The 22,829-nt window shown below is 61.6% G+C and carries 14 protein-coding genes and 1 tRNA gene; 3 read left to right on the top strand and 12 right to left on the bottom strand.

The annotated features are described in order from the left end of the window. Positions 1–151 precede the first annotated feature (151 nt). From AACP62_RS08050 to AACP62_RS08020, 7 genes are all read right to left on the bottom strand, one after another. Entirely contained in the window at positions 152–1,261 is a 1,110-nt protein-coding gene (locus tag AACP62_RS08050; protein WP_339347613.1) for a sensor histidine kinase, read from the bottom strand. 62 nt (positions 1,262–1,323) lie between these two features. Further along, positions 1,324–1,983, bottom strand: coding sequence for a response regulator (locus AACP62_RS08045; RefSeq protein ID WP_339347611.1), 660 nt, complete (start codon positions 1,981–1,983; stop codon positions 1,324–1,326). 48 nt (positions 1,984–2,031) lie between these two features. After that, entirely contained in the window at positions 2,032–2,967 is a 936-nt protein-coding gene (gene htpX / locus AACP62_RS08040) for a zinc metalloprotease HtpX (protein WP_339347609.1), read from the bottom strand. A 136-nt stretch (positions 2,968–3,103) separates the two neighbouring features. Then, on the bottom strand, positions 3,104–4,114 hold the full coding sequence (locus AACP62_RS08035; protein ID WP_339347608.1) for a D-alanine--D-alanine ligase family protein: 1,011 nt from the start codon (positions 4,112–4,114) through the stop codon (positions 3,104–3,106). Positions 4,115–4,376: 262 nt separating this feature from the next. Beyond that, positions 4,377–5,843, bottom strand: a complete 1,467-nt coding sequence (locus tag AACP62_RS08030; protein ID WP_339347657.1) for an FAD-dependent oxidoreductase — start codon at positions 5,841–5,843, stop codon at positions 4,377–4,379. A 118-nt stretch (positions 5,844–5,961) separates the two neighbouring features. Next, the gene (locus tag AACP62_RS08025; protein WP_339347607.1) at positions 5,962–7,929 is read right to left on the bottom strand and encodes a heavy metal translocating P-type ATPase; all 1,968 of its coding nucleotides are present in this window, start codon (positions 7,927–7,929) and stop codon (positions 5,962–5,964) included. Between the two features lie 172 nt (positions 7,930–8,101). Further along, a complete protein-coding gene (locus AACP62_RS08020; RefSeq protein WP_339347605.1) occupies positions 8,102–9,985 on the bottom strand; it encodes a S1C family serine protease in 1,884 nt (627 codons plus the stop codon). A gap of 232 nt (positions 9,986–10,217) precedes the next feature. On the opposite strand from AACP62_RS08020, the gene tgt reads away from it, so the two are divergent. Further along, a complete protein-coding gene (tgt, locus tag AACP62_RS08015) occupies positions 10,218–11,516 on the top strand; it encodes a tRNA guanosine(34) transglycosylase Tgt (RefSeq protein ID WP_339347603.1) in 1,299 nt (432 codons plus the stop codon). A gap of 58 nt (positions 11,517–11,574) precedes the next feature. Further along, a tRNA-Leu gene (locus tag AACP62_RS08010) sits at positions 11,575–11,657 on the top strand. A 190-nt stretch (positions 11,658–11,847) separates the two neighbouring features. Here the strand turns inward: AACP62_RS08010 and AACP62_RS08005 are convergent. Both AACP62_RS08005 and AACP62_RS08000 read right to left on the bottom strand, forming a co-directional pair. Then, positions 11,848–13,182: a dicarboxylate/amino acid:cation symporter gene (locus tag AACP62_RS08005; protein ID WP_339347602.1), complete on the bottom strand. Its 1,335-nt coding sequence runs from the start codon at positions 13,180–13,182 to the stop codon at positions 11,848–11,850. A 164-nt stretch (positions 13,183–13,346) separates the two neighbouring features. Further along, positions 13,347–13,628 carry a metal-sensitive transcriptional regulator gene (locus AACP62_RS08000; protein WP_339347600.1) on the bottom strand — a complete coding sequence of 94 codons (282 nt, stop codon included), beginning with the start codon at positions 13,626–13,628 and terminating at the stop codon, positions 13,347–13,349. Between the two features lie 119 nt (positions 13,629–13,747). On the opposite strand from AACP62_RS08000, the gene AACP62_RS07995 reads away from it, so the two are divergent. Next, positions 13,748–16,597: a heavy metal translocating P-type ATPase gene (locus tag AACP62_RS07995; protein WP_339347598.1), complete on the top strand. Its 2,850-nt coding sequence runs from the start codon at positions 13,748–13,750 to the stop codon at positions 16,595–16,597. Between the two features lie 21 nt (positions 16,598–16,618). On the opposite strand, the gene AACP62_RS07990 is transcribed toward AACP62_RS07995, so the two are convergent. The 3 genes from AACP62_RS07990 to AACP62_RS07980 are packed head-to-tail and all read right to left on the bottom strand — an operon-like array spanning position 16,619 to position 22,710. Continuing rightward, positions 16,619–17,710 carry an alpha/beta fold hydrolase gene (locus AACP62_RS07990; protein WP_339347596.1) on the bottom strand — a complete coding sequence of 364 codons (1,092 nt, stop codon included), beginning with the start codon at positions 17,708–17,710 and terminating at the stop codon, positions 16,619–16,621. A gap of 36 nt (positions 17,711–17,746) precedes the next feature. Beyond that, complete coding sequence (locus tag AACP62_RS07985) at positions 17,747–20,077, bottom strand: YhgE/Pip family protein (protein WP_339347595.1); 2,331 nt, start codon at positions 20,075–20,077, stop codon at positions 17,747–17,749. Further along, positions 20,074–22,710, bottom strand: a complete 2,637-nt coding sequence (locus AACP62_RS07980) for a YhgE/Pip family protein (RefSeq protein ID WP_339347593.1) — start codon at positions 22,708–22,710, stop codon at positions 20,074–20,076. Before AACP62_RS07980 ends, AACP62_RS07985 begins: the two co-directional genes overlap by 4 nt. Between the last annotated feature and the right edge of the window lie 119 nt (positions 22,711–22,829).

Here is a 22,829-nt window from a genome sequence, read left to right as displayed (position 1 = left end):
TTCCACGCCTTTCTGCTCTGAGTCCTTTCCTTTCGCCACCTATTGCTGCCCTTCGCATAGGGCCAAGCTATATCGATAGGCAGCGGAGAGGCTACCGACAGATGTCATCATCAGGAGGACAAATGTCACTACATCCGCCGCCTTGCAGAAGTTACCTGCCAGAATCCGCGGTCAGTGGGAGGAAAAGCACCACCCGGGTACCGTGGGAAGACTCCGATGTCTCCGCCGGTCCTACCTGTAAGGAGCCGCCCAAGTCCTTCACCCTCTGTTCCAGGGAGGACAGGCCAAAGCCCGGCACAAATCGTCCGGACCCGTTGCCGGGACCCACCCCATCATCCGTCACACTCAGGCGAAGGGTTCTTGGGGCCAGATCAATGACAATCGAAGCGGAAGAGGCGTGGGCATGACGGACCACATTGGTCAAAGTCTCCTGCAAAGCCCGGTAGACAAGAACCTTGTTCTGCGACGACAGGCCATCCAGGCTCCCACGCACCGTGGCAGTCACATGCAGACCCGTGGATTCAAAGGAATCTGCCAGACTCGCGATCGACTCCTTGGTCAGTTCCCCGCCAAAGGCGGCTGGGTTCAAAGCCCTGGCCTGCTGACGTACCTGAGCCAGAGCCTGCTTGTCGATGTCTTCGGCCTTAGCCACACGAGCGAGGGCTCGGTCAATTGACGAATCCTTGTGCAGGGTCCTTTGTGCTGCTTCAAGCTCCATGTGCATGGCCGACAGGTACTGACCAATCGAATCATGCATCTGCGAGGCCATCTCTGCTCGCTCTTTAGCTAATACCAGGCTCTCTATTGTCAGTGACTGCCTGGCGAGCTGCCGGTTCTTTTCAATGAGCAGACGGCTGGCCCGTGCGTAGAAAAGAAAAGCCACCGCGAAGAAGACGATAAGAGCCAGATTCAGAACCGTATCGCCCCAGGAGGCCCGTTGCCATTCGCCCTTCCATGCCGTATGCAAAATGTAAGCCGCTATTTCCCCTCCCACTGCGACCCAGGTCCAGATTTCCGGGAAAGCGAAGAGAACATCAACGGTCACGATGGTGGTGAGAAACATCTGTGGCGGATTGTCAAAGAAGGTGGCTGCCAGACAAGCCACGATGAGAAGACCCCCACAAATCAGGGCAGGAATACGCCGCCTAATCAGCCTATAACCCAGCCATGCCAGCACCATGGCTGTCTGGAAGAGGAAGAAGTTGAGAGGATCGCCGTATTTTGACCACAGGAAGGAGCAGCAGAACGAGGCGACCTCCACCAAGCCTACGTACGGGAGAGACCCTGGTTTCCGCTCCTGAGACGGCTCAGGTTCTGATGGGCTCATGGCCGTCTTAAGATCATGGCCAACTCGGTGCGGTTGCGTACGCCGGTCTTGTCGAAAATGCTGCTGACACGGTTCCTGACCGTGCCCAAAGCCAGGCAAAGACGATCGGCAATCTCCCTGTTGGTTGAGCCAGCCACAATCATGTCAATGATCTGACAGTCCGTCTGATCGAAGTCATCGGCTACGTCGACTCCTCCCGCTGTTTTGACAGGCTGCGACGGTTCGCCTTCCCTGCTGATGAGGTCCATCAGCCTACCCGACTCTGCAGTTCCGAGAACGCGTTCACCTCTATAGACCCTATGCACGGTGCCGATGATCTCCTCTGCATCGGCATCTTTGAGCAGGTGCCCATATGCTCCAGCCTTGATGCTCCCCACAAGGTTCTCATCCTCGTCGAATGCCGTCAGTGCGATGCATCGGGCTTTCAGTCCTCTACTACGCAAAATGTCAATGAGGCGAATCCCGTCAATGTCAGGCATCCGGCAGTCGACTAGGGCCACATCGACATCTCTCAGATGAGGATGCTCCAGAAGCTGCCGGGCACTGGCTGCATCCGCGACAATCTTGATATCGTCTTCATCAGCCAGTATCGAGACCAGTCCTGCTCTGACCAGTTCCTGATCGTCGACGATGGCCAGATTGATGGTCTCCGTCATCCCAGGCATCATCTCCTATCGACAGGGGGCGTAAAGCTACTCGACCTCTCAGTACCCCACCTGGGCTCCATGCCCGGAATTCACCTGGGTCTGCCCCATCTCCTGGCTCATCTGCATTAGGCGGGCTATGCGCTCATCGGTGGGCGGATGGGTGGAGAAGAGTCTGCTGAACCCTTTGACTGAGAAGGGATTCTCGATCATCATGGCAGCGGCGCTCTGGGTGCCGGCAGTCTGCGGCATGGGCGCGGCCTGAGACCCGTAGGATATTTTGTTCAGCGCCGATGCCAGAGCCGCCGGGTCTCCAGTCAGCCGGCTGCCATCCTCGTCGGCGTCATACTCTCGGGTGCGGGAAATGGCCATCTGAATCAGGGAGGCGCCCAGGGGGGCCAGAATCGAGCTGATCAGCACGCCCAGAAGGCCAAAGACGCCGGAATCGTTATCCCTGTCCCGGCTGTCGCCGCCGAAATACATGAGGGAGTATCCCAGATAGGTGATGACCGTGGCCATGGCCGAAGCTACAGCAGAGGTCAGGATGTCATGGTTATAGACGTGCATGAGCTCGTGGCCGAGCACCCCGCGAATTTCCCGCTCGTTGAGGATGCGCAGGATCCCCTGGGTGCAGCAGACGGCGGCATGGCGCTCGTTACGACCTGTGGCAAAGGCATTGGGCGATTCGGTGGGGGCAATGTAGATGCGGGGCATGGGCTTGCCTGCCCTCCCCGACAGCTCTCGGACGATCCGGTAGAGGTCGGGAGCCTCCTGCTCGCTGACCGGCCGGGCGTGCATGGAGGCAATCGCCACCTTGTCGGAGAACCAGTAGGATCCGAAAGTGGTGGCCAGGCCTATGAGGATATAGATGCCCAGTGTCCCCTGGCGACCGCCAGTCAACCACCAGATGAGCATAATAACGGCCCACATGAGGGCGAACAAAAGCGTCGTTTTCAGGCCGTTGAAATGTCCGTGAACCTTCAGCTTGCCATTCATGGGTTCCATGGTAGACAATGCCGCTGAATTTTTGCTGAACGAAGTCTGTAAGTCCAACTGGCTTTGTGCCTATCGGACCTGAATCATATACCCCAGGAAAATCTTGACAGAACCGTTTCGCGATACCAAGGATGATTCATTCCATAGCCAGAGCCAGCTGACAAATCCGCTCGCACAGGTCGTCGAAGCTCATCCCGGCTGCAGCTGCCGCCTTGGGCAGGAGGCTGGATCTCGTCAGGCCGGGCAAAGTGTTGGCCTCCATAAACCAGATGCGTTCCCCTTCATCCACGATGAAGTCACTGCGGCTGTAACCACGCAGTTTGAAAACCCGGTGAATAGACTCGGCTGCCTCCTGGAGCCGTTCAGCCAAACCTGCAGGTATTCGGGCTGGAAAGACCTCATCCACTCCGTCTTTTTGATATTTTGAGGCATAGTCAAAAACTTGCCCGTCTGGTTTGACGATTTCACCAACTGGAAGCGCATCGTCGCCCAGGACACTGACTGTGAACTCCCTGCCAGTGATGAAACGCTCTATAATCACTTGGCCATAGGCAGCCGCCTCCTGAATGGCAGCAGGCAGACCGCCAGGATTGTCCACAATACTCAGGCCGACACTGGAACCCTCAGCATCCGGCTTGACTACTACTGGCCAGCCCAGACGATTCTCAACCTCAATCGCGTCGACGGAACCCGTCAACCAGTCAGGGGTGAGGATGCCTGCACTCCTAGCCACCCTCTTCGAGAGCTCCTTATCCATGGCCAGACCACTCGGCGTGCTCCCCGACCCTGTGAACGGAATCTGTGCCAATTCTAAGAGTGCTTGAATCTGACCGTTCTCACCAGAGCCCCCGTGTAAGGCCAGGAAGACCAAATCGCAATCCAAGACTGCCGACGAAAGATTCACCTCAGAATGTGTACGTTTCAATGTTTCAAGCTGTTTAGCACCCGGCTGATTCTGGATAGGAGTCGAAGCCGATGAAGGAAGGGTCAGACTGCCTTCCTCCTCCAAGCTCAACCTGCCGCGGGCACTGTCAACGGCGATGACCTCATGGCCTCGTTCACGGAGCGCACGGATAACTTCGACAGCGGATGCTACTGATACCTCGCGCTCAGAACTGGTTCCACCAAAGACGACAGCTATCCTCATTGTTCAGCCCTCCTGGCTGTTCCCTCATCCATATGGTTCCGCTTCCCGTGGACCAGAAAATCTCGAGTGTGTTCGTCAGCTTTTGACGGGCATATGCCCCTTAAAAACAATAAAGTTCAAAGAACTATTCAACTATATACGCAATTGAATTACTTCAATAGATACCCATACTGGCTGCAGACCAAGAAAACAGGACCTGGATGAGGATTCATGAACCTCATCCAGGTCCTGCCACTGCTAACACAGGCCCAGGAGCGATCGCCTACTCGCCGTGGGCGAGCTGGCGGAGCTGGTCGGGATCGATGACCTTGATGTGCTCGCGGCCGACCTTGGCTCCCTCGGCACGCTCGTAGGCATCCACCCGCTTCCAGCCGGCGAAGTCGATGGGCTGGATGCCCTTCTCCGCCAGGAAACGATCGATCGAATCGTCGTCGCGGTCTTTGGCGAAGCGGCCATGGTCCGGGCTGGAGGCCAGGTCATCCAGCATGTTGCCGATGGTCTCCAGTGCATCAGACTTGGTGGACCCGATCAGGCCCACAGGCCCTCGCTTAGCCCAGCCCGTTGCGTAAAGTCGGTCGATGGGTCGGCCGTCCTGCCCTTCGGGAGCAGTGGTCACGCGACCGTGGACGTTGGAGAGGGTGTAGCCGGAGAAGTCGTAGGGAATGCCGGGAACCTCGGCCGGTTTGTAGCCGATGGCGTGGTAGACGGCCTGAACCGGGTACTCCTCATACTGGCTGGTCTCCTCCATGGAGCCCTCGGGTGTGACCTTGGTCTTTTCCACACGAATGCCGGTCACCTTACCGTCCTGGCCGATGATTGCCGCAGGCATCCGGTAGAAGTGCATATAGAAACGGCGGTAGGCAGGGTTGCCCTCGAAGTCGACGCCGCCGTCTTCAGCCATGTCCTCGGCCATCTCCCTGATGGTGAAGAGCTCCTCCAGCATCTGCCGGGTCAGCTTGTCGGCACCGGCCCGGTCGATGGTCTCCTGGTCCAGGTCGAAGTCGTCCTCGTCGATGACGATTTGCACCCCGGGCAGCTTTTCCAGCTCGCGCAACTCCTGGACCGAGAACTTGGCCTGGGCTGGGCCGCGACGGATGAACATGTGCAGCTCGCGGGCCTGGTTACCCTGGATCCCCCGGTAAACATTGTCGGGGATGTCGGTACCCAGCAGGTCGTCGGCCCGCCGCATCAGTATTCGGGAGACATCCATGGCCACGTTCCCGCCTCCGATGACGGCAACCTGTTTGGCATCCAGGGGCCAATTCTGGTCAGCATCGGGATAGCCGTCATACCACTCGACGAAGTGGGCGGCCCCGTGGACGCCATCAAGCTCATGGCCGGCAATCTCCAGGGGGCGGTCATCCACGGCGCCGGTGGCGAAGAGCACCACATCGTAACGCTGAAGCAGATCATCCAGGTTCACGTCCTTGCCGAACTCCACATCCGCATAGAGGTGAATCTCCGGGTTGTCCAGGGTCTTCTCCAAGGCGCCGGCGATGTACTTGATGCTGGGGTGGTCCGGGGCCACGCCGTAACGGACCAGGCCGAAGGGAACGGGCAGCTTCTCGAACAAATCAATCCTGGCCCGGTCCCCCAGACCAAGGTCGACACCTTTCTCCCGAAGCTGCCGCAGCAGGATGTCAGAGGCGTAGACCCCTGCAGGCCCCGCGCCTATGACGGCCACGCGCAGGGGAGAGCCGGCTTCCTCGCCGCGGGCCGGTGCGGGCATGGTGGAATCGTTGACATTATTATCGCTCATGCTTGTCAGCCTAACGCAAAGCGACGGTCGGGAACAGAGCTAGTCGGGCTCCATCCCCGGGACTTTCACCAAGCGTCGCAAAAGGGCCTCAGTCCCGGTCTATCAGCGCGGTCAGGGCCCAGAGGATGGAAACCACATCGATGGCCTCCTGCGTAAAGGCGCCGACAACCACCGGAATCAGGTCGAAGGCGGCGCAGAGCATGCCCACCGTGGCCAGGGTCAGCCCCAGCATGACCGCCTGGAGCATGACCCGCTTGGTCCTGCGGGCGATGGTGATCGACCTTGGCAGGCAGGCGATGTCGTCATTCATAATCACCGCCTGGGCGGACTCGGAGGCGGCCGTGGTGGTTCCGTCGGTGATGGCCATGCCCACGTCGGCAGCGGCCAGGACCGGAGCATCGTTGACCCCGTCTCCCACCATCATGGTGATGGATTTGGTCACTGACTCCCCTAGGAATTTAGACAGCCAGATGTCCCAGAATGGCTGCCTGTTGGGCTCCTCCTTGGAGGCCTTGGCGATCAGATTGGCCTTGTCCTCGGGGAAGAGGCCGGCATGCACGTCGGTGATGCCCACCTGGTCGGCGATGATCCGGGCCGAGGCCTCCTTGTCACCGGTGACCATGGATAGACGAGTGATGCCCAACTCCCGCAGCTGGGCGATGGTCTGGGCGGCATCCGACCTGGGCACGTCCTTCATGACGACCCTGGCGGCCAAGACCCCATCAATAGAGACGTAGGAAGCCATCTCGTCAGGCGCCAGGGGGCCGAATAAATCGCTTGAATGCCCATCAGCCACGAACTGAGACCTGCCCACCTTGACCTGGTGACCATCGACCTGGCCCTGTACCCCGTTGCCGGAATCCTCCCGAACCTCCCGCGCATGCAGATGGGTCTCACCCTTGTTCTGTGCCCGCAGTCGCTCCTGGGCGGCGGCCCCGGCCTCAGCGATTCCGTTGGCTAGGATGTGGACCGAGTAGGACTCCACAGCGCCCGCCATGGCCAGAATCCGGTCTGTATCGACCTTCTGCTCCCTACCGTCAGGCAGGTCGATCTTGGCCACTTGGGGACGTTTGACGGTCAGCGTGCCGGTTTTATCGAAGAAGATGTGCGAGACCCGGCCCAGATTCTCAATCACGTCCTGGGTCTTGATCAGCAGACCTGCCTTGGCCAGCCTCCCGGTTCCAGCCATGTAGGCCACAGGGGCGGCAATCAGCAGAGGGCAGGGGGTAGCCAGGACCAGAACCTGGGCGAACCGGGTCGGCACGCCGGAGATGATCCAGGCTACGCAGGCGATGATGAAGGCCACCACGGTGAAGGGGACCGCCATCAGATCGGCTGTTCTGACAACTGCTGCCCGCGAATTCTGTGCGGAACGTACCAGGTTGAGGATTCGCTGGTATTGGGAATCCCGCGCCAGCTGCCGGGCCCGCATCAGGAAGGTGCCCGAGCCGTTGACCGCTCCGGACATGACCTGGGCGTCCTGGTAGAGCCTGCGGGGCATGGGCTCGCCATTGATGGTAGACATATCCAAGGTGGCGGTTGGGCTAATCAGCTCGCCATCAACGGGCACGGTCTCGCCGGGCTTGACCACCAGGAGGTCGTTCAGACGGACCTTATCGACAGCCACCGTGTTCCAGTCGCTCTCCTTGGGAAGGGTATGCTCCCCCTCCGGCAGCTCCGCCTGAACCACATGGGCCACCTGGGGGGCAGCCTGGACCAATACGGTCAGATTGTTCTGCGCCTTGTTCCCTGCGTACTGCTCGATGGCATCGCCCGAGTAGAGCATGAGGACCACGGCCCAACTGGCCCAGTACTGCCGGACGGCGAGCGTGGAGAGGATGGCGACCACGGCCAGGATGTCCACGCCCACGTGGCCCTGGCGGACGTCTTCGATCATCCCCTTGAGGGTGTCCACCAGCGAGACGGCCACCAGGACGGCGACCAGCCATTGGGCAGCCTGGCGATAGGGGTGCCAGAGCAGGCCCATGACCAGCCCGCAAATCAGAACCACCCAAAGCATGGGGACCTTCTTGGCGAAACCCAGGATTTTTGACATGCCACTTCCCGACTCCGGACTTGTCTACCTGACAGCCGTAGCCGGATCACGGCTCTCTTCTGCTCTTGACATTCCAAGCCTATACCGCGCGGGAGTCAGCGATGGACGGCGAGTATGACAAGGGGCCGCACCCGCCAAAGTGACGGATGCGGCCCCTGGGTTCAGTCCTGGATCACTGCCCGAAGAAGAAACGGAAGGGATCCATGGAGTCATCGTCGTCGCCCGAACCACCCTGATCGGAGTCGCCGTCCTGGCCACTGCCGTCCGAGTTCTTCCTGTTGGTCCTGGGCTTGCCCTGAACGGTCTGCTCCTCGCTGTCCAGGGTGGCGTTCACCTCGGCGGTCTTGCCGTCGCGTACCACGGTAATCTTGACTGAGTCGCCGAAGGCGGCAGCCCGGACGAAGCCCAGCAGGGAGTAGTTGTTGTTGACCGCATGGCCATTGAAGGCCACAATGGTGTCTCCGACCTTGATGCCGGCCTTGTCAGCCGGAGAGCCCGAAACCACATTGGTGACCTTGGCGCCGCCACGGGTAACTCCGTCTGCCTGGGCCGTGCTGCTCTGAATGGTGACACCCAGGGAGACGTGCTTGGCCTTGCCGTCCTTGATGATCTCATCGGCGATCCGCTTGACCAGGTTGGATGGGATGGCGAATCCGATGCCGATGGACCCTGCTTCAGACTTGGAAGAAGCCATGGATGCGATGGAGGAGTTGATCCCGATGACCTCGCCAGCCGCGTTAAAGGTGGGGCCGCCCGAGTTGCCGGGGTTGATGGCCGCATCCAGTTGGACCGCGTTGGTCACTATGGGGTTGTTGTTGCTCTCGTCCATGACCGAGACCGGGCGGTTCAGAGCCGAGACGATGCCGGTGGTGGCCGTGTTCTCGTAGCCCAGGGGGTTGCCGATGGCCATGACGTTCTCGCCCACAGCCAGCTTCTCGGAGTCAGCGAACTTCACAGGCTTCAGGTCGGAGGGCGCCTGGTCCAGGCTGAGAATGGCCAGATCGGCTGTGGTGTCAGTGCCGACCACCTTGGCCGTGTACATCTGCCCATTGGAGAGGGTGACGTGAATCTCCTGGGCGCCATCGACCACGTGGTTGTTGGTGACCACATGGCCCTGGGTGTCGAAGACCGCACCCGATCCGGCTCCCACACCGCTCTTGGTCTGCACCTGGATGGAGACCACGGACTCGGAGACCTGCTTGCTGATGCCCTGCCAGTCAGGAGCCTGCCCGCCCTCGACCTTGGCCGTACCCTGGCCAGAGGAGTTGGAGGAGACCCCACTGAGTGAGGAGGACGAGGGCAGGGTGATCCATCCGTTGGACAGAGCCGCCCAGCCCAGGCCCAGCATGAGGGCTGCGGCCACCAGGGCGGCCACCACGGCGGTGAAGACGTACTTGCCCGTGCCGCTCAAGTTGCTGCTGACGTTGTTGGCAGGACCGGGCCTGCCGTTGGGACCGCCGGATCCGAAGGGCGGATAGGGACCCTGGCCGGAGGGTCGGCCACCCTGGGGGTTCTGGCCGGCATTCTGACGGGGCTGGCCATTCTGGCCATTCTGACCGAACTGGCCTGGCTGTCCATACTGTCCGAAGAAGCCCTGCTGAGGACCGGAGCCATATCCCTGGTTGGGCTGCTGATTGGGCTGCTGCTGACCCTGATTGTTGGCAGGCGGACGTGATCCTGCGGGAGCATAGGCGCCATACTCGGGCGCAGGCCGATAGTAAGGCTGCTGCTGCGTCTGCGCATCCTGCCCCGTGGCCGAGCCACTGGAAGAGGAGGATGAAGTCCCGGTGCCGCTACCGTCATTCGACCCGTTTTCCGTGGTCGTGGACTGTGCATCGCCACCAGGCATGGCAATGGGGGTCGTGGGCCTCTGGTCCCAGGCCCGGGTCTGCTGGTCCCCTTCTTCTGTCGCAGGGACTTGAGCAGAGTCGGTCTGGTTTGCGGAAGCTCCCGTCTCCTGCTCTTGATCGGCGGCCCCGCGCTCGATGTGGCTTGGCTGCCAGGACTGACCGTCATCGCCGCCCCTCCAGGGGTCGGCCTTGTGCTCTTCAGCCATTTCTGCTCCTTCGGATCGATGCCGCTGCCTGCTATTCGGTCACGCTTGTCAATCTACCCCGTCGCCCGCGCTTTTTGCTGTTTCCGGCTGACAGGCGAAGCGGGTCCTCGCATGCATTGCTTCCAAGTCTAGAGCCGAAACACTGAATGTTGTCTGGACATTGCATGAAAGTCACATCGACTGTACACAGGGCGGCAGATGGGCGGTTGGATGTCTTGGATACAGTGGAGCCATGAGCCTGATCACCAACCCGCTGGGAGCCACGCCGGGGCGACCCGGCGACCGCGCCGAATTCTCATTCGAAACCCTGAACCGCCTGCCTGACAGCCCGGAAGGCCTGGGACGCAATGGCCGCCGCTACGGCCGCACCGGCATCATCCACACTCCTCACGGAGACATCCACACCCCCGCATTCATTCCCGTAGCCACCCAGGCGGCCATGAAGGCCGTCCTGCCCGAGCAGATGCGGCAGCTGGGCGCCCAGGTCCTTCTGGCCAACGCCTTCCACCTGTTCGAACGCCCCGGCCCCGACATCCTGGACCAAGCCGGAGGCCTGGCCCGGTTCATGAACTGGGACGGCCCCACCTACACCGACTCGGGCGGTTTTCAGGTGCTCTCGCTGGGGGCTGGCTTCAAGAAGACCCTGGCCATGGACGTGACCGGCATGAAGTCGGACCAGGTGATCGCCGAAGGCAAGGAGCGCCTGGCCTTCGTGGACGAGGACGGGGTCACCTTCAAGTCCCCGCTCAACGGCGACCGGCACCGCTTTTCGGCCGAGATCTCCATGGGCATCCAGCACCGCATCGGCGCCGACATCATGTTCTCCTTCGACGAGCTGACCACCCTGATGAACACCCGCACCTACCAGGAGCAGTCAGTGGAGCGCACCTTCCGTTGGGCCAAACGCTGCGTGGAGGAGCACCACAGGCTGACCCAGGCGCGGACCGGCAAGCCCTACCAGGCCCTGTTCGGCGTGGTGCAGGGGGCCAACTATGAGGACCTCCGAAGACGCGCCGCCCGCCAGATCGCCTCCCTGGACTTCGACGGTGTGGGCATCGGGGGCGCCATAGAGAAACGGCTGCTGGGGCAGACCTGCGCCTGGATCTGCGACGAAATGCCCGAATCCCGACCCAGGCATGTGCTGGGCATCGCCGCTGTGGACGACATCTTTGCAGGCGTGGAGAACGGCGGAGACACCTTCGACTGCGTATCCCCGGCGCGCTGCGGCCGCAACGGAGCCGTCTTCACCCGCGACGGCCGTTGGAACATCAAGCGCGCCCAGTTCAAGACCGATTTCAGACCCATCGAAGAGGACTGCGACTGCTACACCTGCACCCACTATTCCCGGGCCTACATCGACCATCTGCTTCGCGCCCATGAGCTCAACGGCTACACCCTGGCCACCATCCACAACGAACGCTTCTTTGTCAGGCTACTGGACGAAATCCGCCAATCCATCGACGGCGGCTACTTCGACGAGTACAAGAAGGAGACCCTGGCCCGGTTCTACGCCCACGGATCCAAGGGCTGAACCAAAACACGCCATTATTGCGCCGCGCAGACAACCGTGCTAACCTTTCCAGTTGTCTGCGAACGTGGCGGAATGGTAGACGCGCTGTCTTCAGGTGGCAGTGAGCTGATGCTCGTGAGGGTTCAACTCCCTCCGTTCGCACGAAGAAATGAATATGTCTTCGGCTGACTGATGTCGGTCGAAGACATTTTTTATTGGTCCGATGGCAACCGTGGCTGTTCGGACTACTCGATATCCCAACAGCTACAGGTCCGGACAGGCTGGTTCATCCTCTTGCCGCCTGCTGTCTGACCATACGGCTTGCAATGTTATAGAGACCAGTCATTCGATGTCATTCAATATCCTGGTCGTCGAAGACCTTGCGACCCTTGTAGAGGTCAAGGTCCAGTTCATTCTCGGTCCTGGCCACAATGACAGCCGTATTAGCTGCACCAGCCACGTTCACCAGTGTGCGGCCCATATCCACAATCTGGGAAATAGGTTGCATGATAGCGATGAAGGGTACGGGCAGTCCAGCCGCCGTGAAGAGGGAGGTGGCGGTGATTGTAGCTGTGCCGGGCACGCCCACCGTCCCCACGGAAACCACCAGAGCAAAGACGATCAGGAGGGCGAAGCGCAGGGGAGAGTAAGGAATCCCCTGAGCATTGATGGCGAAGACCGCCAGCAGAACGGGCCAGAGTCCGGCGCATCCGGGCATGCCCAGATTGGCTCCCAGACTGGCCACGAAGGAGGCCGTCTCCTCGGGAACGCCGGCGGAGCGCAGCTGACGGACCGTGACAGGAATGGTGCCGATGCTGCTCTCGGAGGTGAAGGCCACCACGCCCGCCGGCCAAAGTGAGCGGAAGAAGGGCAGAGGATTGACCCGGCCGACCAGAGCCAGAATCAGGGGTTGGACCAGGAAGAGCTGAATGGCCAGGCCCAGGTAGGCCACCAAGAGAACTGCCAGTAGGGGCAGAAGGCTTTTCAGGTTGCTGCGACCGATGGCGGCTGCAATCAAGGACAGGACCGCATAGGGGGTGAAACCAACCACGATTTGAGTGGCCTTGGACAGGACCACATTGCCGGCTTCAACGAAAGCCTTGAAGGGGGCCACACTCTGCTCGCCGCGCGGGGTGGAGGCGGCCTTGTTCAGAGAGACCGCCAGAAGGATGGCGAAGATCACGACAGGAATGACCTGGTTCTGGGCCCAGTTTTCCGCCAGGTTCGATGGGAAGAGACCGACCAGGGTATCGAGCACTCCCGGCACCTCGTGAGGCTTGGCCCCCTTGGGCAAGGCCTGGTTGAACCCCTTGCCGACCTGGAAGATCAGCCCCAGAACCAGGGCGATCACGGCGGCTGTGAAGGTGTTGACCAGGAGCAGAACGATGGTCTTCACACTGATGTTCTTCAGCCGACCTGACCCGCCGATGCGGCTGATGCTGGCGATGATGCTGAAAAGCAGGAGGGGTACCACCAGGGCCGAAATGACCTCGGACCAGACGTTGCCGAATGCCCCCACATAGGTCGTGTGACCGGAGAAGCCCACACCCACCAGGATTCCCAGCACCGTCGCTATGATGACCCGCCAACTGAAGTTGACCTTGGTCTTCCTGCTCAGCAGGGCCAGCCCTGCAAAGAGAATGACGACCACTATCAGGGCCGCCCAATCCCAACCTGTTTCCGACATTGCCTCTCCCTCATTGAGCTCTCCTCCCCAGGACCGAACGGCCCGGGGTTGGGTTCAATCTAACAGGAAAGAGACGGAAGTCCAGCGATTCCCGGAAGAATGCCTATACCCGTTGCTTATGGACTGCTATTCCGGGGTGGCTTAGGCCTGCCTGACGAGGGTTGCTAGGAGCGGACCAGGCGGGCAATGGCATCGGAAGCCTCCTGCATCTTCTCGTCGGCCTCCTCGCCTCCCTTTTCGGCAGCCTCACGGACGCAGTGGTTCATGTGGTCGTCCAACAGGGTCAGAGCCACCGACTTCAGGGCGCTGGTCGAGGCGGCGATCTGGGTGAGGATGTCGATGCAGTAGATGTCCGACTCGACCATCTGCTCAATGGCCCTGACCTGGCCCTCGACACGCCGGAGTCTGGTGATGGTCCGCTTTTTGTCGTTGGCATATCCGGGCAAGGTTTACTCCATTCCTGTTAATTCCATGGCCTTCATGGCGGAACCGGGACCGACCCGTTCCCATGAAACCCATCTCGAAATTCACTATCAGTATACCCCTGGGGGGTATAGTGAGCCACATGAGCAGCATCCTGGTCCTCATCGCAGCCCTGGCCATCACGGCGGGCATCATCTGGTACTTCTTCGCGCCCAGAAAGGCCACCCAGGCCAAGGACGAGGGCGGCGTCCAGACCGTCCACATCACAGTCAAGGGCGGATACAGCCCTCAGCTGATCCAGGTCCAGGCCGGACGACCGGTCAAACTGATCTTCGACCGCCAGGAGAGCGGGGAATGCTCCTCGCACGTGGTCTTCAACGACTTCAACATTGACAAGACCCTGCCCGCCTTCCAGACCTCGACCGTCCAGCTGACCCCGCCCAAGGCCGGCGACTACCCCTTCGCCTGCGGGATGAACATGCTCCACGGAATGCTCCGGGCCACCGACGGACCTACCACCGGCAGCGCTGAGACGCAGCCCGAACAAGAACAAGGTAGCCAGCCACAAAGCGAGCGTCCACAAGCCGAATCCGCCAAACCCACTCAGACCACTGGCGGCAGCGACCAGGACGAGGCGGATCAGGAGCGCACGGCAGAAATCCGTGACCTGACCAGGCGATTCATCGTGGCCTTGGTCTTCACGCTCCCGGTCTTCATCCCGGCCATGTTCGGCATGTTCCTACCCATGCCCCACATTCTGATGAACCCCTGGGTCCAGCTGGTCCTGATATTGCCGGTGATGTTCTACTCGGGCTGGCCCATCCACCGCACCGGATGGCTGGCCCTGGCACACCGGGCTCCGGAGATGAACTCCTTGGTCGCCCTGGGCACTGCCACGGCCTTCCTCTATTCACTGGTGGTCACCGTGGCCCCGCAACTCCTGCCTGAGGGAAGCCGCGAACCCTACTACGAGGCCGTAGGCACCATCATCACCCTGATGATTCTCGGCCAGATCCTGGAGGCACGGGCCCGGCGCGGCACCGGCGATGCCATCCGCGCCCTTGTCGGACTGAGGCCCAAGACCGCCACCGTGGTGAGGACCGACCAGGACGGCAGGGAGACCACCCAGGAGATCGCTGTCGACGATGTGGCCGTCGGAGACGTGATTCAGGTCCATCCAGGCGAGAAGTTGCCGGTGGACGGCCAGGTCATCTCCGGTTCATCCTCAGTGGACGAATCCATGGTGACCGGTGAGCCTATACCCGTCCTCAAGCAGGAGGGTGATTCCCTTGTCGGAGCCACCGTCAATGGCACAGGCTCCCTGCGCTACAGGGCCACCCAAGTAGGACAGGACACGGTTCTGGCCCAGATCATCCGCCTGGTCAAGACGGCCCAGACATCCAAAGCACCCATCCAGAAGCTGGCCGACCGGATATCGTCAATCTTCATCCCCGGAGTCATCCTGGTAGCGCTTTGGACCTTCGTAGCCTGGTGGGTGTTCGGCCCCATGCCCCGTGGCGTATATGGAATCGTGGCGGCGGTCTCCGTCCTGGTCATCGCCTGCCCCTGCGCTTTGGGCCTGGCCACCCCCCTGTCCGTGACGATCGGCACCGGACGCGGCGCCCGTGCCGGCGTGCTCTACCGGTCGGCGGAGGCCCTGCAGGGGGCGCATGACGTCGACACCATCGTCCTTGACAAGACCGGCACCATCACTCAGGGCCGGCCTGAACTGGCCGATGCCCTGAGCGTGCAGGGAATGGATGAGGACCTGCTGATAAGAGCGGCCGCGAGCGCCGAGAACAATTCCGAACACCCTCTGGCCCAGGCCATCGTCCAGGCCGCCAAAGACCGCAACCTGGAGCTGGTCCCGGCCAAAGACTTCGACTCGGTCACCGGCGCCGGCATCGATGCGACCTTCCCCTCCGGATCTTTCGAAGGAAGCAAGGGCACTTCGCATGTCCTTGTCGGCAACCGCAGACTACTCGAGGGCAAGGGAATCGAACTGGAGAACGAAACAGCGAACCAGGCAGGTGCGCAATCCCTCTTCGACACTGTCCGCAGCTGGGAAGATCAGGGCCGCACGACCATCTTCGTAGCCATCGACGGCAGGCTTGCCGGGGTCCTGGCCGTGACCGACCAGGTCAAGTCCGGGTCCAAGCAGGCCATCCACGACATGAACGAACGCGGCATCCAGACCATCATGCTGACCGGTGACAACCAAGGCACCGCCGAGCAGGTCGGCAGCCAGGTGGGTGTCACCCGGGTGGTGGCACAGATCCATCCCGAGGACAAGGCGAGCATCGTCAGGGCCCTTCAGACCCAGGGGCACAAGGTGGCCATGATCGGCGACGGCATCAACGACGCCCCAGCCCTGGCCCAGGCCGACCTGGGCATGGCCATCGGCACCGGAACGGACGTGGCCATCGAGTCCGCCGACGTGACCCTGGTCTCGGGTGATCTGAACGCGGCCGTCAAGGCCATTGACCTCTCAGCAGCGACCATGCGCAACATTCACCAGAACCTCTGGTTCGCCTTCGGATACAACGGCCTGGGCATCCCCATCGCCGCCGGCGTGCTCTACCCCTTCATCGGCCTCCTGCTCAACCCCATGATCGCCGGCGCAGCCATGGCCTTCTCCTCCCTGTCTGTGGTGCTCAATGCCAACCGGCTGCGGCACACGCCCCTGAAGGCCAGGCCAATCAAGGAGGCCAGGCCAATCGACATGGATGCCCTGACCAGGGACCTCAGTATTTCCACCCACCAAGAACACAACCAAGAGAAAGGAAACGAGATGGGACTCTTCCATCATCATGACGACATGCAGCAGGATCAGGCAACAACGGGCAAGGTCACCGACCCGGTCTGCGGCATGACCATCGACCCCAACACTGCCGCCGCCAAGCGCGACTACCAGGGCAAGACCTACTACTTCTGCTCGCAGAACTGCGTCAATACCTTCGACGCCGACCCGGAGAAGGTGCTCAACAAGTAAAATTGTACGTTCTTCGTCTGATCAGCGGTCGTCAGCGAGCCGCCAGGGCTGGTCGAAAAAGTCGAAGATGCGCTCCAAGTAAGGCCTCAGAACCTTGTCGGGCATCTGGTAGAGCTCGTGCATACTGCCCGGGATGCGTACCAGCGTGGCTTGGCAGCCGCCCTGCTGGACCTGGTCGACAAAACGGTTCTGGGGCATCGGCAGCACAAACCGGTCGGGCTGAGCCTGGAAAAGCAGTATGGGCGTCTCCACTCGACTGCACCGGTCGGGACGCAGTATGGCCCGGCTCATCTCCAGGCTCTCCCTTACCCAGCCGAAGGTGGCGGCGCTGGTCTGGTAATGCAGCTCCTTGGCCCGCAACTTATGGGTCCAGGCCACCCGAGTCTGACTGCCATTGGGGTACTTGCCCATGTCCAGCTCGGGGCGGAATGGGCCGAACCCCGGAGCCATGCTGCGCGAACGGCCCATCATGCAGGCGGCGTTTGTCGCCGTCCAGGCCACCGAGGGCATGAACCCGGTCCGCGGCGCAATCATGGGCGATGACAGGACCGCCTTATCGATAAGCGAGGGGAAGGTTTCCAGCATCCGCGCAGCCACGCCGCCGCCCATGGAGTGGGCATAGAGCATCATGGGATTGTCCTGGGCATACTGCTGGCCCACCTGTGAGCAGAAGGCGGCCAGATCCGCCACATACCGCTGCCAATGATCCACCCAGATCAGGCTGGGATCGTTCACACCACGGCCGGAGAAACCGTGCCCCCAATGCTCGGGAATACAGACGGAATACCCCTGCATCAGGAAGTACCAGGCCATTTCCTGATACTTGTCGGCGAATTCCGAAAAACCGAAGGAGATGATTACGGCCCCGCGCACACGAGCCGAGCCGGACTCCACCGCACCTTGGCGAAACAGCGTCCTGTCATAACAGACGTAATGCAGGAGCCGGGAGGGGTCCACGCCGCCGAGATGGGCCTTGTCCAACAAGGTTCCCCCGTCCTCGCCGCCGTCATGGGAGATCATCCATCCATCACTGCGACAGGAGGCCAGGTCAGGAAGGACGCGATCCTTCATGATTTGGTCGTAGCGGCGCTCCTCAACCAGTTGGACGCTCATGCTCTCACCCTATACCACCTTCTGTTGGACTCGGCCCTACATGAGCCGGGTGCTCTCGAGGTTTCTGACGATCCAGTCATTGAAGCGGATGACGGGCTTGCGCAGGACCAGCCCCAGCAGCAGAGAAGGCACCAGGAAGAGAGCCAGCGTGGCCATCTCCCGCCAGAACTCCATGCCATAGGCTCCGGCAACGGCCGACTGCATGGCTCCGATGGCGTGAACGAAGGGCAGGAAGGGATAGACCCCCTGGAAGAAGCCGGGCAGGGTCTCCATGGGGAAGGTGCCGCCCGAGCCAGCCACCTGCATGACCAGGAGGATGACGGCGATGGCCTTGCCGATGTCCCCGAAAGAGACGACCAGGGTGTAGATCAGGTTCATGAAGACGAAGGAGGCGAAGACCGCCACCAGCACGAACATCAGCGGATGGACGCACTGGACCTTCAGGTAGAAGAGGTCTCCCAGGGCGATCAGGCAGCCCTGGAGGATGGCCAGCAGGGCGAAGACCGCGAACCTGCCGAAATACTCCTGATAGAGCTGAAGGCCGAAGCGGCGGGCGTTGCCTGGCGACTCGGGGCGGAAGGCTCCCCAGGAGCGGCGGCCCTCGGAGTCCTCATCCAGGTCGTCGGCCCTCTTCCAGGCATCCTGCAGGGAGTCCAGGTGCAGGACGAAGGCCTTCTTCTTGTCGGACAGGGCCACCTTCATCATGGCAGCCAGAATGGTGGCACCCACCCAGATGGAGAGAATGGTGTAGAAGGGGGTCATGGCCGACCCGTAATTCATGACAGGGAAGACCGCATGCCGATGGATGCCGACCGGCGAGGACAGAAGTGCGGCCAGGGTTTCGGAATCCCCGCTCAGCAGGGATTTGACCTCCTGCGTATCCTTGCCCTGAGAAGCCTGGGTCAGGTGTCCCCCCAGGTCGGTCAGCCGCTTGGAGGCCTGGTCCAGACGCTGGGAGATCTCCCCTAGTTGGTCCTTGGCCTGGCTGATGTCATTGGTCATAGGGCCCGTCAGCCCGGAGACGCCCTTGACGGTTCCATCCAGACCCGTCAGCAGCCGGTCGGTCGAGGTGACCACGGTGTCCATGGAGGAGGCCAGGTCGTCCAGGCGGGGCTTCAGATCCTTGCGGTACTGGGTGCGGACCTGGTCCACCGAGGCGCGGGCCTGGGCGATCCTGTTCTTCAGATCCTGTCGCTGACCGCCCAGCTTGTCCTTGCCCTCCTTGGCCGTCCGGGAGGCCTGGCTGATCCGGTCGGCCAGGTCGCGCTGGGCCGCTTGGGCTGTGCGCATTCCGGCCTGGGCCTGATCGATGGCGGTCAGAAGAGCCTGGCGTTGGTCCGCTGTCAGATTGGCATCGGATTCCACAGTGCTGCGCAGATTCTCCAGGCTGGCGATCATCCCGTCATAGTCGGCCGCCGAGTCTCTGATCCGTTGGCTCAGATCGTTCAGCTGGCTACTGACTGCATCGCTCTGCTGGCCCACCTTGTCGAAGGCGTCGTCGATCTTGGAGCCGATGGTGTCATAGGCGCCCGAGGCCTGGTCAAGGGCGGCGTCGACCGCCTGGGCCGATCCGGAGAGGGACTTGCCCAGATCCTTGGACCCCTTGGTTCCCTGGTTCAGGGCCTTCCTGGCATCGGCCATGGCGGAGTCGGACCGGCCCAGAATCCGGCCAGTGGAGTCGATCATCTTTCCGGAGGATTCCAGAAGGCCCGCATAGGCATTCACCTGGCTGGAAGCAGTGGTCAGCCGCTGCGACATCTGGTCGATGTGGCCGGTCGTCCTGGTCAGATAATCCTGCACCTGGGGGCTCTGCGAGTATGTGAAAACCTGGCTGGCCAGGTCGATCCCCACCTGCCCCACGGTCTTGACGAAGGTCTTGTCGATGGTCGTGGCCACGGTGTCGGCCCCCTGCTCGGTGACATGGGGGGCGATGGCGTTCTTCTTCTCGTTTAGGTAGTACTCAAGGTTGGCGTGCTTCACATCCTGCGAGAAGAGGGTCATCATGTCCGCGCTGAAATTCTTGGGGATGACGATGGCGGCGTAGTACTCGCCTGAGCGCACCCCATCCAGGGCCTGGTCGCGGTTGACGAACCTCCAGTCCAGCTGGTCGTTGGCCCGCAGGGTGCTGGTGACCGTCTCCCCCACGTTGATCCTGACCGGAATCAGGTCGGACTTGTACCCCTTATCGGTATTGGCCACGGCCACCTTGATGGCCTTGGTGTTCTTGTAGGGGTCCCAGCTGGCGGCGATGTTGAACCAGGCATAGAGGGCCGGGACGATGATCAGGCCCATCAGGACGATGATGGCGATGACGTTGCTGGTGGCATCGGCCAGGTCCTTGCGCAGGATCCTCCATATGTTCCTCATCGGCGATCACCATCCTCGGGAGCGCCCTCCTCATCGTGGTTCATGACTGATTCGCGCACAGCCGTGGTCAGCCTGGTCACGGCCGAGGGACCCTGCCTGCGCGGGCGGATCAGGGTGTGGAAGTCCAAGCCGGGACGCTCGGTCAGACCCAGCTGCTGCACATAGCCGTCGCAAATGTACTCGACGATGATCAGGTAGGCGTCGATCAGGACGATGGAGGCGATGCAGGCGATCAGCATGATGATCTTGGCCTCGGTGCTGAACAGCAGGATAAGGAAGAGCACCGGCAGCAGGACCAGGACCAGACCAGCCCGGATCAGCGTTGGATAGAGGGCCAGGAAGCGATGCGCCCGCCGCCTTATGACGGCACGGTAGTCGCCCTCGCCCAGGATGGAGCGGGCCAGGCTGCCCAGGCTCAGACGACGGTCGGCAGAATGGTTCTGCTCGGTCAGCATCAGGTCGGTGGCGCCCAGCCGCCGGTCGAAGAGGGCATTCAGGTTGAGCAGGTACCGCCGCACCACCAGTCCGATCAGCAGGGCCACCGGAAGGTACCAGAAGACGTGGAGCATATCCTGCCAGTAGTGGTTGCCGTACATGCCGCCGATGGTCTCGCGCATGGCATTGATCCCGTAGGTGAAGGGCAGCCAGGGATTCAGATTGCGGAAGAAGTCAGGCATCATCTCGATGGGATACATGCCCGATGAGCCAGGTATCTGCAGGATGACCAGAACCACGGCCAGGGCCTTGCCGATATGCCTGAAGGAGGCGGCCAGGGCATAGATGATGTTGATGTAGACGAAGGAGGCGAAGACCCCGGCCAGGACGAACAGGGCCGGCTGTTGGCATTGGATGCCCAGCATCAGGTCGCCCACTGTAGCGATCAGCGCCTGGAAGAAGCCGACGAAGACCAGCAGAAGCCAGCGGCCCAGGTAGGCCTGGGTGGCGGTGCACTTGCGGATGCCCTCCTTGTCGACCTCCAGCTTATAGATGGCTATCAGGATGAACCCGCCCACCCAGAGGGCCAGATTGGTATAGAAGGGCGCCACGGATGATCCGTAGTTGCTTACCGGGTAGACCGTGTGCGAGGCCAGCTCAACCGGCGAGGCCATGGCCTTCCCGAAGGATTCCGGGCTCAACCCCAGGGTCTGGGACATCCGGTTCCAGGCGGCCGAGGACCCCAGCGCCGCCACATCGGTGCGAACCCCCTCCAAGTCGGACCTGACCGAAGCCAGGGAGGTCCTGGTGGTGGACAGGGTCGACTGGGCCTGACCGATGGTGGAGTCCAGCTGGTCCAGCAGGGCGTCGGTCTGGGCGGCCGTAGTGGACAGGCTGCTCAGGGCGCCCTGAAGCGAGCCGTTGGAGGCATTGAGGTTGTCCAGGCCGGTAAGGAGGTTGGGCATGGTGGTCCCCGTCAGGCTCTGGCTGGCCGCAGTCAGGGCCTTGATGCCGGAGTCGCCGGTGTCGGTCATGGCCGAGCTCAGGTCTGATGCGGCCTGCTTGCCCGAATTCAGGGCCGTCGAGGAGTTCTTCTTGAAGGCATCCAGGGATGCCTTCTGCTGCTGGTTGGTCTTTTTCAGATCGTCGATCTGCCGCTGGATGCTCTCATAGGCCGGATCCCCGGGATGCAGCCCGGACTGATCCAGACCAGACTGGAGCCGGTCCACGGCCTTCCCGTTGGCATCGACCAGCTGGCTCAGGCCGGAATTGACCCGGTCCACCTTGTCCTGGGTGGCGTTCAGATCGGCGGTGATTCCGCCTGCCACCGTATTCACATCAGTGACCGCGCTGGACAGCCGTACCGACCCGTCCGCCAGGGCCTGGTTCAGGGCAGAGGAGAAGCGAAGACTGTCATCGCGGGTCCTGGTCATGTGGTCCTGGGCCTTGCTCAGGGTGGCCTGGGTGGCCGATATCTGACTCTGCAGGTTCTTGATGTCGTTTCTGGAGCCGGCCACGGTCTGCCGGGCCTGGCCCATGGTGGAACCAATCCGGTCAAGCTGGCCGTCCATCCGGTCAAGCTGGCCGATGATGTCCCCCAGATCACCCACCACCTGGCTGCGGCTCTGCTCGGCCGCACCCTGGGCATCGCCGGCGGTCTGCAGAACCTTCCCGGCCAGCGCATCGCTGACGGCCGAGACGAAGACCGTGTTGATCTCCTGATCGATGGTGGAGGCGCCGGTGTCGGTCACCTTGGGGGCGATGGCGTTCTTCTTCTCATTGACGTAATAGTTCAGGGCAGGTCTGTTTCCGGTCCCCTCGACGATGCCGACCAGGTCGGCGCTGAACCGTTCAGGGATGATGATGGCCGCGTAGCACTGGCCCGAGTGGACCTCGTCGATGGCTCTCTGGTCATCATCCATGAACTTCCAGCCCAGGCTTTTGTTGGCGCGCAGCTCCTGGATGACCGATCTGCCGGCGTTGATCCTGCCGGTTTCCGCCGATTGCGCCCCTCGGTCCATGCTGACGACGGCTACGGGCAGGTTCTTGGCGTTGCTATAGGGGTCCCAGAGGGCCATGATGTTGAACCAGGCATAGAGGGAGGGCAGCACGGCCACGCCGATGGTCACGACCAGGGCCACGGGGTTGCGCAGTATCCGCCAGAGATCTCGCCTGAAGATGGCCAACACGGTCTTCACCGCCAGGCACCTCCTTCTTGTCTGTCCGGGGGATCACGGCACTGGCCTGTTCCACGCGGATTGGCTGCATCCTCCCCGGACTTACGTCCGGCCTGAGTATAGCCACCCTTCCTTACTGG

This window comes from Bifidobacterium apis, from assembly GCF_036986835.1.
GTDB classification, from domain to species: Bacteria; Actinomycetota; Actinomycetes; order Actinomycetales; family Bifidobacteriaceae; genus Bombiscardovia; species Bombiscardovia apis_A.
Note: the sequence above shows the minus strand (reverse complement) of the source record. Positions and strands in the feature narration are given on the sequence as shown.

Excerpts from the sequence above, each read along its gene's own strand:
- AACP62_RS08045 (WP_339347611.1), bottom strand. The coding sequence starts at position 1,983 with ATGACGGAGACCATCAATCTGGCCATCGTCGACGATCAGGAACTGGTC.
- htpX (WP_339347609.1), bottom strand. The coding sequence starts at position 2,967 with ATGAATGGCAAGCTGAAGGTTCACGGACATTTCAACGGCCTGAAAACG.
- AACP62_RS08035 (WP_339347608.1), bottom strand. The coding sequence starts at position 4,114 with ATGAGGATAGCTGTCGTCTTTGGTGGAACCAGTTCTGAGCGCGAGGTA.
- AACP62_RS08030 (WP_339347657.1), bottom strand. The coding sequence starts at position 5,843 with ATGCCCGCACCGGCCCGCGGCGAGGAAGCCGGCTCTCCCCTGCGCGTG.
- AACP62_RS08025 (WP_339347607.1), bottom strand. The coding sequence starts at position 7,929 with ATGTCAAAAATCCTGGGTTTCGCCAAGAAGGTCCCCATGCTTTGGGTG.
- AACP62_RS08020 (WP_339347605.1), bottom strand. The coding sequence starts at position 9,985 with ATGGCTGAAGAGCACAAGGCCGACCCCTGGAGGGGCGGCGATGACGGT.
- tgt (WP_339347603.1), top strand. The coding sequence starts at position 10,218 with ATGAGCCTGATCACCAACCCGCTGGGAGCCACGCCGGGGCGACCCGGC.
- AACP62_RS08005 (WP_339347602.1), bottom strand. The coding sequence starts at position 13,182 with ATGTCGGAAACAGGTTGGGATTGGGCGGCCCTGATAGTGGTCGTCATT.
- AACP62_RS07995 (WP_339347598.1), top strand. The coding sequence starts at position 13,748 with ATGAGCAGCATCCTGGTCCTCATCGCAGCCCTGGCCATCACGGCGGGC.
- AACP62_RS07990 (WP_339347596.1), bottom strand. The coding sequence starts at position 17,710 with ATGAGCGTCCAACTGGTTGAGGAGCGCCGCTACGACCAAATCATGAAG.
- AACP62_RS07985 (WP_339347595.1), bottom strand. The coding sequence starts at position 20,077 with ATGAGGAACATATGGAGGATCCTGCGCAAGGACCTGGCCGATGCCACC.